The sequence below is a fragment of the Plantactinospora sp. WMMB782 genome, assembly GCF_049179135.1.
Lineage (GTDB): Bacteria > Actinomycetota > Actinomycetes > Mycobacteriales > Micromonosporaceae > Plantactinospora.
Genome location: NZ_JBMHMC010000007.1, coordinates 4,104,987 through 4,120,261 on the forward strand (window position 1 = coordinate 4,104,987; position 15,275 = coordinate 4,120,261).

Consider the following 15,275-nt stretch of genomic DNA (forward strand, 5'->3'; position numbering starts at 1 on the left):
CCGAGGGTGTGTACTATTGCGCGGGTGCCCGGGAGACCGGGCAGGCAGTGGAACAAGGGGCCGTGGCGCAGCTGGTAGCGCACCACACTGGCAGTGTGGGGGTCAGGGGTTCGAGTCCCCTCGGCTCCACCCTTGGAAACAGCAGGTCAGCGGCCTGGTCGAGCGATCTTCGACTGGGCCGCTGATTCGTTCTCCGGCCCGTTTTTCTCACACTCTCTCACATCGGGTTCGCGTGTCACGTTGTCCTGCTCCGTGCCGTCCGCTGCCGCCTCCTTCTCCGTAGTGCCGTACACCGGCCCCGAGCGTGCCTCCCGCAGGCTTCAGTGCCTCGTCCTGGAGTGCAGGTAGGTCTTCATGGTGAAGGCCACATTGGCGTGGCCCAGCCAGGCCGAGATCACGGCGGCGGGAAACGTTCCGCAGGTGCATCAGGGTGCCGCAGGTGTGCCGGGTGTCGTGCAGCGTGACAGCGTCGACAACTTCCGGAAATCTTCTGGAATTTCGGTCGGATGTCACCGCAGATTCCCGGCGCGGAACCAGGCGACGTAGTCGACCACGCCGACGAGTGTCGTAGCCCGGTCCAGCTCGGCCGCGAAGAAAGCCGACGCGGCCTTCAAGATCTCATGCGCGCGCCGCAACTCGGCGGTTTCCCGCCGCCGCCCGCTTCAGCTCCGCCGGCTCCTCCGACGTCACCCCCGGCCGCTGGCCGTCGTCGATTTGCCCCTGTCGGACCCGCCTGCGCAACGTCTCGGCCTCGCCGATCCCGAGCCAGGCCGCCACCGCCGTGATCTCCGCCCAGTTCGACTGGTAGTTCGGCCGCACCTCCGCGACCATCCGCACTGCCCGCTCCCGCAACTCCTGCGGACACGGCTTCGTTCCTGCCATCTCTCGATCCTTCCCGAGCGGGAAGTCTCTGCACGTCCGGGGCGGCTCAGGACTGGACTCGCCCGGCGGTCTGTTACGGCGGATCGACGGCATAGGCTTCGATTTCCACGCGCATTCGTGGGTCGAGCAATGCGCTGACCGCTACGAGGGTTGCCGCGGGGCGGACCTGGCCCAGGACCTCGCGGTGCGCCTGGGCGACCAGGTCCGCGTCGGCGATGTCCGTGACGTAGGTGACCGTGCGGACAACAGCCTGCAGGCCGCTGTCCGCCTGCCTCAGGGCGTCCTCGATGATCCGCCAGGCCGCACGGGCCTGTCCGTAGGCATCGGCATCGAGGTCGGGGTCCCGGGCCGTCGTGCCGGAAACATGCACCTGCCCGCCCGCGCGGACAGCCCGGCTGTAACCGTAGACGTCTTCGTAGGGTCCGCCCGAGGAGACTATCCGTCGTTGCATGCCTGGATCCTAAGAGCGTTCAACACGGGCCCACCACCGCGAGCCAGCCCCTGACGGACACTGTCCCAACGGCGGCTGCCTCTTTGCCGGCGCCTTCGGCGCATCATCTGACCGTTCCCGTGTCATGCTGGCTGCGACTCCTTGACTGCTCCAGTGACGGCGGCCGTCCTTCTGCAGACGCACCGATGTCTTCTGAGACAACTCCGTCCGCCCGAGGTTCGGAGCGCGACCTACGCTCGTATTGCCGACCGCTGTCGGAGCGGGACGACGACGGCCGAGTTGCCCGCGTGGCGTGGTGTTTCCGCCGTGCGGGCGGTGGTGGCGGTGACAGAGGCATCCACCCGCTCTTGCGGTTGGCGGCACCCTCGGTGGCTGGCTCCGAGGCTGCTTCGTACATCGTCGGAGCCATCCGGGTGCCCGTAGGAACAAACTGGGGCTGACGCCGGTCCCGGTGATGTGCCACCGCAACGGCAGGAGTGCCGTCGCGGTGGGAGTGGCCCGGCCGCGCCCACCGTAGCCGTAGAAGCGGACAGCCCGGGTGTTCGCTGGGCACGCATTGGAGGGCAGGTGCCCAGCGAGGTCCACGGATCACCGGGTGATGGCCAACTCGTCCTCGGTGGAGACCGCCGCGGTGGTCTTCCGGCGGGTGCCGATGGCGACGAGCAGCGCGGCGCCAGTCAGCGCGACACCGAACCAGACAGCGCTGTCAACGCCGAGGGTGTCGGCGAACCATCCACCGAACAGCGCGCCCAGCGCGATGGACGTGTTGTAGCCCATCGTATTGATGGACATGGCCGCCTCGAACCTGTCGGGTGCGGCGCCGAGCATCAGGTTGATCTGGCAAAGGTTCGCGACGCCGAAGGACACTCCCCAGAGGGCCACGGCGAGGGTCAGCCCCGGTCGGGTGTGCCCGATTGTGAGCAGCAGCAGCATCGCGGTAACGAGCCCTGTGCAGGCGACGACGAAGCTGACCCGCGGATTCATGGTCACCGTGTGGCCGGCGATGAAGTTGCCGGCGGCGCCGCCGACGCCGTACATCATGAGCAACGCGCTGATGAAGGCGGCGGAGGCGGACGAGTGCTCCTCCGCGAATGGCCGGATGAAGGTGTACGCGCCGAAATGGCCGAGCACGTACAGCGTCACGGCGACCATCACCAGCCGCAGTTGCGCGTGTTGGAGCGGGAGTCGGAAGACCTCCCGGACCGGGACGGTGTTCTCCGATGGTAACGAGGGAATGACCAGGGTGACCGCGAGGAACACCAGCATGCTGAGACCGGCCCAGATGAGGAAGGTGGTGCGCCAGCTGGTGAGGCTTTCCAGGAAGGTGCCGAGCGGAATGCCCACCACCGCGGCGATCGAGATGCCGGACAGCGCGATCGCCGATGCTCGGGGGGCGAGGCGTTCCGGGACGAGGCGCATTGCCATGCTCACGCCGATGGCCCAGAAGACGCCGTTGGCGAATCCCATGACGAGCCGGGTCGTGAGGATCAGCGCGAAGTTCGGCGAGACTGCGGTGAGCAGGTTCCCCAGGGCCAGGATCGCCAGGAGCGCGGACAGCAGGACACGTCGGTTGATGCGCCTGGTCCCCGCGACGATGAACGGTACCCCGAGCCCGGCGGAGAGACCGTACAGCGTGACCATCAGCCCGGCGACGCCGGCGGACACGTCCAGGTTCGCGCTCACCGGGGTGAGCAGGCCCACGGGCATCAGCTCGGTGGTGACGAAGGTGAACAGACTGGCGGTGATGACGGCGACACCCAGCCACGACCTCCGGGTCGGGTGCGTATGCGCATCTGTAGTGACCATTTCTTCTTTCTTGTCGTATCGGCTCGAGGTCTTCGATGGCACACGTGTCATCGGCGGCGTGCGCTGACCGTCGGCGGCGAAGCCGGTCCTGACACCGTGAGGTTGTCGCTGTCCGGGAAGTCGGCGGGACGCCGCCACGACCTGGGCGGCGGTCGTTGCGCGAGCAGCACGGCGACGATGATCGCGATGGTGCCGACCATCTGGACGATCGAGAGCGTCTGGCGCAGGAACAGGTATCCGAGAAGGGTCGCGACGATCGGGCTGCCCAGGGCGAGGAAGGAGACCGCCGGGGCGGGTAGGCGCTCGATCCCGCGGAACCACAGTGCGTAGCTGAGCACGGCGCCGAGAGAGGTGAGATAGCCGAACCCGAGGAGATTGGACCCGGTGAGGGTGGCCGGCAGCCCTTCGAGGATCAGGGTGAACGGCAGGGACACGAGTCCGCCCGCGATCAGCTGCCACCCGGTGAAGGGCAGTAGTCCCACCCGGTCCGGGCGCCCCCACCGTTTCGTCAGGGTGATGCCGACGGCCATGCAGGCTGCCGCGACGAGCGCCGCGAGCACGCCCACGGTGTTCAGGGCCACTGTCCCCTGGTAGACAAGCATCGGGACACCGGCCGCGCCCAGGAGACAGGCCACTATGTGCGTCCCCCTGATCCTGTCGCCGACGAGCGACGCCGCCAGGATCAGGACGATCATCGGCTGTACCGCCATGATCATCGCCGCGATGCCGCCGGGCAGGCGGTAGGCCGCGACGAACAGCAGAACGTTGAACGCGCCGATGTTGAGCGTGCCGAGCACCAATGACCGCCACCACCACGCCCCGGTCGGCAGCAGGCAAGTGAGTGCGAGCAGGATCAGGCCCCCGGGCAGCGCTCGTACGGTGGTGGCGAGCAGCGGCCGGTCAGGTGGCAACCATTCGGTCGTCACCAGGTACGTGCTCCCCCAGATCGCGGGCGCCAGCGCCGTGACGCCCGCAGTGCGGAATCGACGGCCGTCGCTCATGCCGGACCGCCTTCCGTTTCGAGGACTCGGGCGCCGACGCCGGTTGCCCGGCAGGGGTGGACGTTCGACCTGCTGCTAGTCGAAGCGGGCATCGCGGTCTCGAGTCCGCTTGAGCTCGAAGAAGCCGTCGGTGCCGGCCAGGGCGAGGATGCCGTCCCAGAGCCGGCCGGCGGCCTCGCCGCGCGGTGCCGGAGACATCACCGGACCGAAGAACGCGATGAGTTCGCCGCTGGACCCGGGAACGTGGATGACAGGAGTGCCGACCTCGGAGCCGACCGGGTTCATGCCGGCGTGATGACTCTCCCGCAGCGCCTTGTCATGGTCGGTCGTCTCCGCTGCGTCGGCGAGTCCCCCTGGCAGGTCGACGTCGGCGAGCGAGGCAAGGATCATGTCCCGGCCCAGACCGGCCCTACTCTGGTGAATCCGGGTGGCCATCGCGATGTAGAGCTTCCGCAGAGCCTCCGGGCCGTGCTGCTGCTCGGCGGCGATGCAGACCCTGACTGAGGCCCAGCCCTCGCGCATCGCCGTTCGGTATTTCTCCGGTACCTCGCGACCCTCGTTGAGCACCGAGAGGCTCATCACGTGAAAGCGCGCCTCGATGGATCGGACCTGTTCGACCGCGAACAGCCAGCGGGCGGCGATCCATGCCCACGGGCAACGGGGGTCGACCCACACGTCAGCGACCGTCTGGGTTGGCTGCTCGGGTACAGTGATGTTCATCGTAGGGTCGTCTCCTCGAATGAGATGCGTTGCCGTCGGCTGCCGGCGGCCATCGACGCTGAGGTTCCGCGAAGGACCGCGCCCGACATAGGGATCCGGCCCGGATTGCAGCTGGCCGTACCGGTCTTGTTCGAAGTCTGACCCGGAACTGATCAATCAGTCCAACGCATGTTTGTCATCTCATCGATCGTGAACCACGATCGATCCATGGAACTCCAGCAGATGCGCTACGTCATTGCGGTCGCCGAGACGAACAGTTTCACCCGGGCCGCCGAGCGGTGCCTGGTGGTGCAATCCGCGCTCAGCCACCAGATCGCGCGCCTGGAACGGGAACTGGGCGCGAAGCTCTTCGAGCGCACCAGCCGGCGTGTCCGGTTGACCCCGGCCGGCGTCGCATTCCTGCCCGCCGCCCGTCAATGCCTGGACGCCGCAGAACGCGCGGTCGCCGAGGTCGCCGCGGCCGTCGGTGAGGTGCGCGGACGGCTGACAGTCGGCCTGATCCCCACAGTCGCCGCCGTCGACCTCGCCAGCGTGCTGCGGGACTTCCGCCAGCGCTACCCGGAGGTGCGCATAGACCTCCGCGTGGGCGCGAGCGAGGAACTCGTCGAGCAGCTCAAGCAGGGCGTCGTCGAGGTGGCCTTCCTCGGGCTGCCCACCACCGCGCGGCTCGAAGGCGTCAACGCCCGAGAACTCGCCCGCGACCGGCTCGTCGCCGTGGTCGCCCCGGACCATCCCCTCGCTGCCAAGCAAACGGTCAGCCTGCGTCGGCTCTCCTCCGAGGTGTTCGTGGACCTACCCGCCAAAACCGCCGGGCGAATCCAGTCCGATCAGGCATTCACGGCCGCCGGCCTCACCCGCGATGTCGCCTTCGAGGTCACCACCGCCTACCTCATATCCCGGCTGGTCGAGAAGGGACTGGCCGTGGCTATGCTCCCTTCCGCGTACGCGCCGCAGCTCACCGGCGTGACAACCGTCGACGTCACGGACGCGCCGGCCCGCGTCGAGTACGTCATCTGGAGTCGGTTCGACCGTACGCCCGCGGCGAACGCCTTCCTGGCGCTCCTCGACATTTATGCCAGTCACGCTGGAAGCCAGGAGTGACGCTTGGCGTCGGCTCGCTGACCTCCCTGTCACTGAACCCACCCCTGTTGCTGGTCTGCCTGCACCGCGCGTCGAGAGCGCTGGAATTCCTCGCCGAACACGGCCGTTTCGCCATCAGCGTGCTCTCCGCCCACCAGGAAGCCCTCGCCGACACCTTCGCCCGGCCACGCGACCACACCACCGCCACCGAGGTGTTCACCACTCTCGGCGACCTACCCGTGGTCTCCGACGCGTCGCCTGGTTGACCTGCCACCACCGGCACACCTACACCAGCGGCGACCACGCCATCGTCATCGGCACCGTGCGGGACGCCCGGCACACCGGGCGGGAACCGCTGATCCGGCACGCGTCCCGCTACCGCCACCCCTGATAGCCACTCGACGAGAACAAGCGAGCAGACCTGGCATACGACATCCACGTCGAAGAGACCAACGACATCGCCGCGCCACCGGGCCCGGTCTACGACACCGTCATCGACGTCACCCGCTGGGGGCGCTTCAGCCCGAACGCACCGGCGCCACCGTCCTGGCCACGGAGGCATGGCACGACAACCGCGGCCGGCTCAGGCGCGCCATCGCCGTCATCGTCTCCGGCATCCGCGACCGCGCCACCCACAACCGCGAGTCCATCCAGGTCACCCTGCGCAGCCTCAAGAACCACCTCGAACGGCAGTACGACAACGGCGACCGGTCGGTCCTCCCGGCGGCCGGCCCGACGGGCACCGGCACGGATGCCTCCGTTCCAACGATCGACCAGTCCACCCATGGCCAGCGGCCGTAGGACAGCATCTCAGATAGTACATTGTTCCGTGTATTCACGCTACGCTGTACTCTGCGCCTGGGTCACCGGCGGCAACCTCGGAACACGAAGCGTCCCAGCGACACGTCACGCGGCCGATGGGCCACGAGCGGAGGTAGATGATGGCAGGCTCGTCCCAACGACGGAGCTGGCTGGCCGTCGGCGCCCTCACCCTGGCGGTCCTCACCATCGGCTTCGACATCACGATCATGAATGTCGCGTTGCCGACCATGGCGACGGAACTGGCCGCCGGCACCGACGGACTGCAGTGGATCGTAAACGCCTACATCCTGCTCTTCGCCGGCCTCATGCTCCCCATCGGCGCGATCGCCGACCGCTTCGGCCGCCGCCTGCTCCTGCTGGTCGGCCTGGCCGTCTTCGCCGCCGCGTCGCTGCTCGCCGCCTGGTCGGACACCACCGGCGCCGTCATCGCCGCCCGTGCCGCCCTCGGCGTCGGCGCGGCGGTCATCATGCCCACCACCCTCGCGACGATCGCCGTCCTCTTCGAACCCGACGAACGTGGCAAAGCCCTCTCCGTCGTCGTCATGGGCATGGGAGCCGGCATCCCCCTCGGCCCCATCATCGGCGGCTACCTGCTCGAACACTTCTGGTGGGGCTCGATCTTCCTCATCAACGTCCCCATCATCGCCGCCGCCGTGATCGCGATCGCGCTGCTCCTGCCCGAATCCCGTGACCCCGCCCCACCCCGCGCCGACCTACTCGGCGGGCTGCTGTCCACCACCGGCCTGCTGGCCTTCGTCTACGGCACCATCGAGGCACCCAACCGCGGCTGGACAGACCCCGTCGTCCTCACCACCCTGACCGGCGCCGTCGTCCTCCTCGCTGCCTTCGGCTGGTGGGAACTGCGAACCCGCCAGCCCATGATCGACCTGAAACTGTTCCGCGGCCGGCAGTTCCTCTGGGGCAGCATCAACGCCACACTCGTCAGCTTCGCCCTGTTCGGCCTGCTCTTCGTCGTCCCGCTCTACCTACAGTTCGTCCTGGGCTACGACGCCCTCGCCACCGGAATACGCCTGCTGCCCCTCATCGGAGGATTCGTCGTCGGCGTCGGCGCCGGCACCCGCATCGCAGGACGGATCGGGCACAAGATCCCGATCGCCACCGGCCTCCTCCTCACCGGCATCGGCCTGACCATCGGCGTCAACACCGACACCACCAGCGGATTCGGCTTCGCCGCCATCTGGTACGCCATCACCGGGCTCGGCATCGGCTCTGCCCTCACCCCCTCCATGGACGCCGTCCTCGCCGTCCTACCCCCCGAACGCTCCGCATCCGGCACCGCCATCACCATGACCCTGCGCCAAGCCGGCGGCGCACTCGGCGTCGCCCTCCTCGGCAGCCTGCTCTCCCAGACCTACCACGACCGGCTCGACCTCACCGGCCTCCCCGCCGAGGCCGCCGGCACCGCCCGTGACTCACTCGCGGGCGCCCTCGGCATCGCCACCCGCACCGGCAACCCCGCCCTCGCCGCCGACGCCCAGGCCGCCTACATCGACGGCATGGGCCACGTCCTCATCGCGTGCGCCATCATCGTCTTCGTCGGCGCCCTACTCACCGCCGTCCTCATGCCAGGGCGCCGCAACCGCACCGATCCACGGTCCCGGCCCGGGCAACACCGCGCCAACGTGGCCACCGCCACCTAGAGCCCACCCGGGAGTCCCGGCAAGCGGGCAGGCCTCAGCTGAGCCGCCGGCCGGGGCGCCGGCCATCTCGAGCAGGTGGGCACGGATCCCGCGTTCACGCTGCGGGGTCAGCGGTTCTCGCCCAGCTGGTACTACTGTGGCTCAGCGTGGCCCACGTCGAGACCGAGATCACCGCGGAGCTGGTCCGGGAGCTGGTAGGCGACCAGCACCCCGACCTGGCCGACCGCCCGGTCCGGCTCGGTGCGCGGGGCTGGGACAACCAGCTCTGGCGACTCGGTGCCGACCTCGCCGTCCGGCTTCCCTGGGCGACCGGACACGCGGACGCGCTGCTGCGCAAGGAGTACGCCTGGCTGCCGACGCTGGCCCCACGGCTTCCGCTGCCGATTCCCGTTCCGCAGCGCTTCGGTGAGCCCTCCGAACGGTTTCCTCGACCCTGGATCGTCACCACCTGGGTTCCGGGCACACCCGCCGACCAGGTCCCCGTCACCCGAGCCGGCGACGCGGCCGAGACCCTGGCTGCCTTCCTGACGGCTCTGCACCAACCCGCTCCCGACGGTGCGCCGGTCGGCCGGGACCGGGGCGGGCCACTGGCCGAGCACACCGAGGGGTTCGTCAGCGGGCTGGCCTCGGCCACCGAACGAGGGCTTGTCGACGACCCGGAGGCCGTCCTCGCCGTCTGGCAGGACGCGGTAGGTGCACCCCGGTGGACCGGCCCGCCGCTGTGGCTGCACGCCGACCTGCACCCGGCCAACGTCCTCACCGCCGACGGCACCCTCTGCGGCGTGATCGACTTCGGCGACCTCTGCGTGGGCGACCCGGCGTACGACCTCGCCGCCGCCTGGCTGCTGCTACCGGACGACGACGCCACCGAGCGCTTCCACGCGGCCTACCAGCCCAGCGCGGACACCGCCACGATCCGCCGTGCCCGAGGCGCGGCGATGGCGCGCGCCCTCGCCGGCATCCTCATCGGTGACGCAGGCGTCAACGGCCGCCCCGGCGGAAAGCCCAGCTGGGGCCCACCCGCCCGGGCCGCCCTGCGACGCCTGGTCGCCACGATCCACTGATCCCGACGGTCACCGCTAACCCGTCCGTTTCGAGCCGGGTGGCGACCGGGTAGGTGAGGGCCATGGATCGCAGTGTGGTCAGGGTGCTGCTCGCCGCCTGGGAACGACCCGACTTCCGGGCTGGCCTGCGGCACCTGATCGACCTTGACGAGGTGACGTCGCTGCTCGCCGCGCTGGCCGTCGACGATCCCGACCATCCCGACGACGAGGTGCGGCGCCGGGCGATGGAGCTGCTGCGGTCGGCTCTGGAGACGGCGGAGATCCGCGCCGCGGTCCTGCTGCTGGTGGAGACCGACGACATCCGGCACAGCCTCGCCGCCGCGATCGCGGAGAACCTCGCCGACCGCCCGGATCTCGCGGCGTCGATCCGGTCCGCTCTGGACGATCCCGCCGTCCGCGCCGAGATCCGGGACGCACTCGAGTCACCGGGGATGCGGACCCTGGTGTGGAAGGTGCTGGAGGACGAGTTCCGTGGCCACCGGCTGACCCTGGTCCGGGAGGTGGCGCTGCTGCTCCTGCGGCACCGCCCGGCCCGCCGCCTGGCCTGGGCACTGAAGCGGCACGGCGTCATCCGCGAGCTGCGCCGCCGGCCGGCGCCGGCCTGATCGCCGGGGAATCCATGGTTCGGGTACGCGGACGGCTCCGTCCGACGATCTCGTCCGGGCGGTGGCGGGCCGACTCGAACGCGGCCGGCGGCATCCCTGAGGGGTGGTCTCATCGGACAGCCCGATCCTGTTGTCGAAGCTCGACGATCGCTGTCCTCGCAACCCGGACACCCCGGTAGGTGAACTGACCGCGAGATGGACCTTCGGCGCGACTCCTCCGACACGAACTCCGACCACCCCTGAGGAACTCGGAGTTCGTGTCGGAGGAGTCAGGGAACGATCCGCTCGCCCTTGTCGGTGGCCGGCTTGTACCGGCCTTCGCGGTAGTCGGTGAACGCGAGCGGAAGATCAGATGCAGTTGCGCGTGTGGAAGGCCACCCTCGTCACGGTCATGGGCACGTACAGGTGCCCGTCGCCAGAGGTGGCGCAGAGGGTGCCGGTGTAGACCGTCCCGGACCACGTGGCGGTCCAGGTGATGTCGACGTTGCGGGACGTGTAGTTGTAGAAGTTGAACACCGTGACGTTGCCGGACCAGTCGGTGGTGGTCACCAGGGACGGAGGCGCGGTGGGACCCTCCGCCGGGTGATCCGTGTTGGCCCAACCGCAGAACGTGCCCTGCGCGCAGTTCCCGGGCGGCCAGATTCCGTAACCTGCTGCAGAGTTTGTCGCCGCCGAGGCGGGAGATGCGGTGGCCAGCACGCCTGCGACGGCTGCGGCGACAGCGAGGGACTTCAACAAGCTTCACCTACTTCCAGCGGAACATATTGACGTACGTAAAATTTACGCGCGGAAAATTGACCAGTCAAGCACCTGGCGTGATCCCGCTCACCGGCAGGTACTTGTGGGCGAAGACCGCTCCCTGGTTGTGCGATCGGACCAGGGCAGGCCTGAACTTTCGTCCGGATCGACAAACACCGGGCCCGACCTCGAACTTTACGATCGCGATATGGCGACGGTCACAGAGGTCCAGGCCATCCTGGCGGCCCGGGTTCCCGAACTCCTCCGCGAACACCGGATACCGGGAGCGGCCTGGGCCGTCCTGCACGACGGCCAGATCGTCGACGGTGCCGCCGGGCTGCTCAGCACCGGCACCGGGGTCGAGGCGACGCCCGACTCGCTCTTCCAGATCGGCTCGATCACGAAGCTCTGGACGAGCACCCTCGTGCTGCAACTGGTCGACGAGGGCAGGGTCGAGCTGGACGAGCCGGTCCGGACGTACCTGCCGGAGTTCCGGATCGGCGACGAGGCGGCAGCCGCCGTCGTCACCACCCGGCAACTGTTGAACCACACGGCGGGCTTCGAGGGCGACATCTTCACCGACACCGGCGTCGGCGACGATTGCCTGGCCAGGTTCGTCGACACCCTGCACGACGTCCCGCAACTCTTCGCACCCGGCGAGCAGTTCTCGTACAACAACGCCGGGTACTGCGTGCTCGGCCGGCTCGTCGAGGTGGTGCGCGGAATCCCGTACGACGAGTGCCTGCGACGGCACCTGATCGGGCCGCTCGGCCTGACCCACGCGGCGACCGGACCGTACGAGGCGATCCTGCACCGGGTCGCGGTCGGGCACCTGGCGCCGGAGCCGGGCGCCGATCCGCGTCCGGCGCCGGTCTGGGCACTCGCCCGGTCCAACGCCCCGGCCGGCGCCATGCTCGCGATGCGCCCCCGCGACCTGCTCGGCTTCGCCCGGATGCACCTCGCGGACGGCCGGGCCGCCGACGGCACGCAGGTGCTGGCGCCGGGCACCGCGGCCCGGATGCGGCAACGCGAGGTGGGACTGCCCGACCTCGGGCTGATGGGCACCTCGTGGGGGCTGGGCTTCGAACGCTTCGACACCCCGACCGGTGCGCTGGTCGGGCACGACGGCAACACCATCGGACAGGCCGCCTTCCTGCGCATCGTCGTCGAGGACGGGCTCGCGGTGACCCTGCTGACCAACGGCGGGGACGCGATGTCGCTCTACCGGGACGTCTTCCGGCTCGTGCTGGGCGAACTCGGCAGCGTCGGGCTGCCCGACCTGCCGCGGCCACCGGAGCATCCGGAGCCGGTGGACGCGCGGCGGTTCGTCGGGACGTACACGTCGCAGGTGGCGGAGCTGGCGGTCAGCCAGGACGAGGACGGCCGGATCTGGATCGAGCAGACACCCAGGGGCGACATCGCCGAACTCGTGGGGCAGCCGTCCCGCCGGGAACTCGTGCACTACCGGGGCGACAGCCTCATCCCGCTGGAGCCTGAGCACGGTATCCACCTACCGCACGCGTTCGTCGGCGACGACGGCGCGGGCCGCGCCCGGTTCCTGCACGTCGGCCGGGCCGTCCGCCGGGTGGACGCCACGACACCGGCCGGTTGAACCCGGGTGGACGCCACGACACCGGCCGGTTGAACCCGGGTGGACGCCACGACACCGGCCGGTTGAACCCGGGCGGACGCCACCACACCGGCCGGCTGAGCCGGACGCGCCGGGCCGTCCCCAGACCGCACCACGCCCACCCCGTCGAGCCGGCAGCTGAAAGGAACTCCTGGAGATGAAACTTCCGAACAGCACGAGAGCCGTCGGTACCGCAGGGATCTGCGTCTCGCTGGCACTGGCCGGCTGCGGCGGTGGAGGCGGCAACGGCCAGCAGGCCCAGGGGCAGGTCGTGGACGGCGGCACCTTCACGATGGCGGTCGGCGCCGACCCGGGCAACCTCGACCCGCAGTCCTCGGCCGCCACGGCGCTGTTCACCGTCAGCCAGCTCGGCTACGACACGCTGGTGAGCGTCGACCCGGAGAGCGGCGAGATCAGGTCACAGCTCGCCGAGAAGTGGACCGCGCAGGGCGCCGAGGTGACCCTCACCCTGCGCAAGGGCGTCACCTGCGCCGACGGTACCCCGGTCACGGCGAAGATGGTGAGCGACAACCTCGGCTACGTCGGCGACCCGGAGAACAAGAGCCCGTTCCTCGGCACGTTCCTGCCGGTCGGGGCGACCGCCACCGGCGACGACGCCACCCGCACGGTGACCCTGAAGCTGGCCGCGCCGGCACCGTTCGTGCTGAACGGGTTGGCGAGCCTGCCGATCGTCTGCCCGGCCGGGATGGCCGACCGCGACACGCTGGCGAAGGGCACCTCGGGCACCGGGCCGTACACCCTGACCGAGGCGGTGCCCGGCGACCACTACACGTACGCCATCCGGGAGGGCTACACCTGGGGGCCGGACGGCGCGACTACCGCCACCCCGGGGATGCCGGACACCGTCGTGGTGAAGATCGTGGAGAACCCCGCCACCGCCGCGAACCTGCTGCTCGCAGGCGAACTGAACAGCGCACAGGTCACCGGCCCGGACGCCGAGCGGCTGGAGAAGGCCGGCCTGTTCGCGGCGCGCACCACGGCGGTGCTCGGCGAGCAGTGGTACAACCAGGCGCAGGGCCGGGCCACCGCCGACCCGGCCGTCCGGCTGGCCCTGACCCAGGCGCTCGACCTCACCGAGCTGCGGACCGTGCTCTCCGCCGGCAAGGGCACCCCGCCCACCGCGCTCGCCGCGCTCGAGCCGCTCGCCTGCCCCGGCGGGGACCTCGGCTCGGCGCTGCCGGCCCGCGACCAGGCCGCGGCCACCGAGGCGCTGAAGAAGGTCGCCGGCCGGCCGCTGACCTTCGCGTACCCGACCACCGGGGGCAGCGCGGTCACCGCCGCCGCGGAACTCGCGGTGCAGCAGTGGAAGGCCGCGGGAGTCGAGGTCACCGCCAAGCCGCAGAGCGCGGACGTGCTGAACCAGACCCTCTTCGGCAGCGGTGACTGGGACATCGCCTGGGTGTCGATCAACGTCAACAGCCCCGACCAGCTCGTGCCGTTCCTGTCCGGGCCGAGCGTGCCGAACGGCACCAACTTCGCCGGCATCAGCAACAGCGGGTACGACGAGGCCGTCAAGAAGGCGAACACCCTGGACGGCGTAGCCGGCTGCGCCAGCTGGCTCGAAGCCGAGACCGCACTGGTGAGGGCCGCCGACGTGGTGCCGTTCGCGAACCAGCAGGTGCCGACGTACGGCGTCAAGGCCCGGTTCGCCATGCCCGGCCAGCTCGTTCCGACGAGCATCCGGATGCTCGACCGATGACCGCCGACCGGCTCGGCACGCGGCGGATCGGCAGGGTCGCCGCATCCGTCCGGCCGGAGCCGGCGGAGGGGGAGGAGGAGCCGGCGGCGGTGCAGGGGGAGGGACCAGCGCCCGCACCGCCGCCGGCCCGCCGGATCGCCGGCAACGTCTGGCTCCGGTTCGCGCTGCGCCGGGCCGCCCGGCTGCTGGTGTCGCTCTGGGTACTCGTCACCGCCTCGTTCCTGATGATCCACCTGGTGCCCGGCGACCCGGTCCGCTCCGCGCTCGGTCCGACGGCCCCGGCGGCACTGGTGGCCGAGCGGCGTGCCGCGCTGGGCCTGGACGACCCGCTGCTGACCCAGTACCTCGGGTACCTGAAGGGGCTGTTCGCCGGGGATCTGGGGATCTCGATCCAGACCCGGCTGCCGGTGAGCGAGGTCGTCGGCCAGCGGCTGCCGGCCACCCTGACCCTTGCCGTACTGGCCTTCGTCGCCGCGGTCGCCCTCGCCGTACCGATCGGGGTGTCGATGGGGGTACTCACCCGGCGCGGTCGCGGCCGGCGCACCGAGGTGGCCTTCACCACCGGCAGTGTCGTGCTCGGCGCGATCCCGGACTTCCTGCTCGGCGTCGGCCTGGTCTACCTGCTCGGCGTCACCCTGCAGTGGCTGCCGGTGGCCGGCAACACCAGCGCCGCCGGGTACGTGCTGCCGGTGCTGGCCCTCGCCGTCGGGCCGGCGGCGGTCCTGGCCCGCATCCTGCGGGTGGAGATGGTCAGCGTGCTGGACGCCGACTACCTGCGTACGGCCCGCGCCAAGCGGCTGCCGGCCCGCTCGCTCTACCTCGGCCACGCCCTGCCCAACGCCGCCACCGCCGCACTGACCCTCTGCGGCCTGCTCCTCGGCTCGATGGTCGCCGGCACCGTACTCGTCGAGAACGTCTTCGCCTGGCCCGGCCTGGGCACCACCATCGTGCGGTCGATCCTCAGCAAGGACTACCCGCTGGTGCAGGCCATCGTGCTCGTCTACGGCCTGGGCGTGCTGCTGGTCAACACCGCCGTCGACGTCGCGCTCGCGCTGCTCGACCCTCGGTCGATGATCCGGGAGGACTGAGGTGCAG

At 70.1% G+C, this 15,275-nt stretch carries 14 protein-coding genes, 1 tRNA gene and 1 pseudogene; 10 read left to right on the forward strand and 6 right to left on the reverse strand.

Annotation, left to right across the window (positions count from 1 at the left end; translation table 11 throughout):
• Positions 1–56 precede the first annotated feature (56 nt).
• A tRNA-Ala gene (locus ACN28A_RS20780) sits at positions 57–129 on the forward strand.
• A gap of 444 nt (positions 130–573) precedes the next feature.
• Here the strand turns inward: ACN28A_RS20780 and ACN28A_RS20785 are convergent.
• The 5 genes and pseudogenes from ACN28A_RS20785 to ACN28A_RS20805 all read right to left on the reverse strand — a co-directional run.
• Positions 574–882 (reverse strand): annotated as a pseudogene (locus tag ACN28A_RS20785) (IS3 family transposase); the annotation flags it as partial.
• A 73-nt stretch (positions 883–955) separates the two neighbouring features.
• Complete coding sequence (locus ACN28A_RS20790; protein WP_421397202.1) at positions 956–1,333, reverse strand: RidA family protein; 378 nt, start codon at positions 1,331–1,333, stop codon at positions 956–958.
• A 588-nt stretch (positions 1,334–1,921) separates the two neighbouring features.
• Positions 1,922–3,181 carry an MFS transporter gene (locus ACN28A_RS20795; protein ID WP_421397204.1) on the reverse strand — a complete coding sequence of 420 codons (1,260 nt, stop codon included), beginning with the start codon at positions 3,179–3,181 and terminating at the stop codon, positions 1,922–1,924.
• 5 nt (positions 3,182–3,186) lie between these two features.
• A complete protein-coding gene (locus tag ACN28A_RS20800; RefSeq protein WP_421397205.1) occupies positions 3,187–4,140 on the reverse strand; it encodes an EamA family transporter in 954 nt (317 codons plus the stop codon).
• A 75-nt stretch (positions 4,141–4,215) separates the two neighbouring features.
• Positions 4,216–4,860, reverse strand: a complete 645-nt coding sequence (locus ACN28A_RS20805; protein ID WP_421404539.1) for a disulfide bond formation protein DsbA — start codon at positions 4,858–4,860, stop codon at positions 4,216–4,218.
• Positions 4,861–5,067: 207 nt separating this feature from the next.
• On the opposite strand from ACN28A_RS20805, the gene ACN28A_RS20810 reads away from it, so the two are divergent.
• The 6 genes from ACN28A_RS20810 (at position 5,068) to ACN28A_RS20835 (ending at position 10,092) form a co-directional block, all read left to right on the forward strand.
• The gene (locus ACN28A_RS20810; RefSeq protein ID WP_421397207.1) at positions 5,068–5,961 is read left to right on the forward strand and encodes a LysR family transcriptional regulator; all 894 of its coding nucleotides are present in this window, start codon (positions 5,068–5,070) and stop codon (positions 5,959–5,961) included.
• Positions 5,958–6,206, forward strand: coding sequence for a flavin reductase (locus ACN28A_RS20815; RefSeq protein WP_421397208.1), 249 nt, complete (start codon positions 5,958–5,960; stop codon positions 6,204–6,206). Before ACN28A_RS20810 ends, ACN28A_RS20815 begins: the two co-directional genes overlap by 4 nt.
• Positions 6,203–6,331 (forward strand): hypothetical protein, encoded by a 129-nt coding sequence (locus tag ACN28A_RS20820; RefSeq protein ID WP_421397210.1) that lies wholly within the window; start codon positions 6,203–6,205, stop codon positions 6,329–6,331. The genes ACN28A_RS20815 and ACN28A_RS20820 overlap by 4 nt, the downstream gene beginning before the upstream one ends.
• 550 nt (positions 6,332–6,881) lie before the next feature.
• Entirely contained in the window at positions 6,882–8,423 is a 1,542-nt protein-coding gene (locus ACN28A_RS20825) for a DHA2 family efflux MFS transporter permease subunit (protein WP_421397211.1), read from the forward strand.
• 146 nt (positions 8,424–8,569) lie between these two features.
• Positions 8,570–9,487 carry an aminoglycoside phosphotransferase family protein gene (locus tag ACN28A_RS20830; RefSeq protein ID WP_421397213.1) on the forward strand — a complete coding sequence of 306 codons (918 nt, stop codon included), beginning with the start codon at positions 8,570–8,572 and terminating at the stop codon, positions 9,485–9,487.
• Between the two features lie 62 nt (positions 9,488–9,549).
• Positions 9,550–10,092 (forward strand): hypothetical protein, encoded by a 543-nt coding sequence (locus ACN28A_RS20835; protein WP_421397214.1) that lies wholly within the window; start codon positions 9,550–9,552, stop codon positions 10,090–10,092.
• A gap of 348 nt (positions 10,093–10,440) precedes the next feature.
• Here the strand turns inward: ACN28A_RS20835 and ACN28A_RS20840 are convergent, their stop codons facing one another.
• Entirely contained in the window at positions 10,441–10,641 is a 201-nt protein-coding gene (locus ACN28A_RS20840) for a hypothetical protein (RefSeq protein ID WP_421397215.1), read from the reverse strand.
• 397 nt (positions 10,642–11,038) lie between these two features.
• On the opposite strand from ACN28A_RS20840, the gene ACN28A_RS20845 reads away from it, so the two are divergent.
• From ACN28A_RS20845 to ACN28A_RS20855, 3 genes are all read left to right on the forward strand, one after another.
• Positions 11,039–12,442 carry a serine hydrolase domain-containing protein gene (locus ACN28A_RS20845; protein ID WP_421397216.1) on the forward strand — a complete coding sequence of 468 codons (1,404 nt, stop codon included), beginning with the start codon at positions 11,039–11,041 and terminating at the stop codon, positions 12,440–12,442.
• Between the two features lie 175 nt (positions 12,443–12,617).
• Positions 12,618–14,180, forward strand: coding sequence for an ABC transporter substrate-binding protein (locus ACN28A_RS20850; RefSeq protein ID WP_421397217.1), 1,563 nt, complete (start codon positions 12,618–12,620; stop codon positions 14,178–14,180).
• Positions 14,177–15,268: an ABC transporter permease gene (locus ACN28A_RS20855; RefSeq protein ID WP_421397219.1), complete on the forward strand. Its 1,092-nt coding sequence runs from the start codon at positions 14,177–14,179 to the stop codon at positions 15,266–15,268. Before ACN28A_RS20850 ends, ACN28A_RS20855 begins: the two co-directional genes overlap by 4 nt.
• The last annotated feature ends 7 nt before the right edge of the window (positions 15,269–15,275 follow it).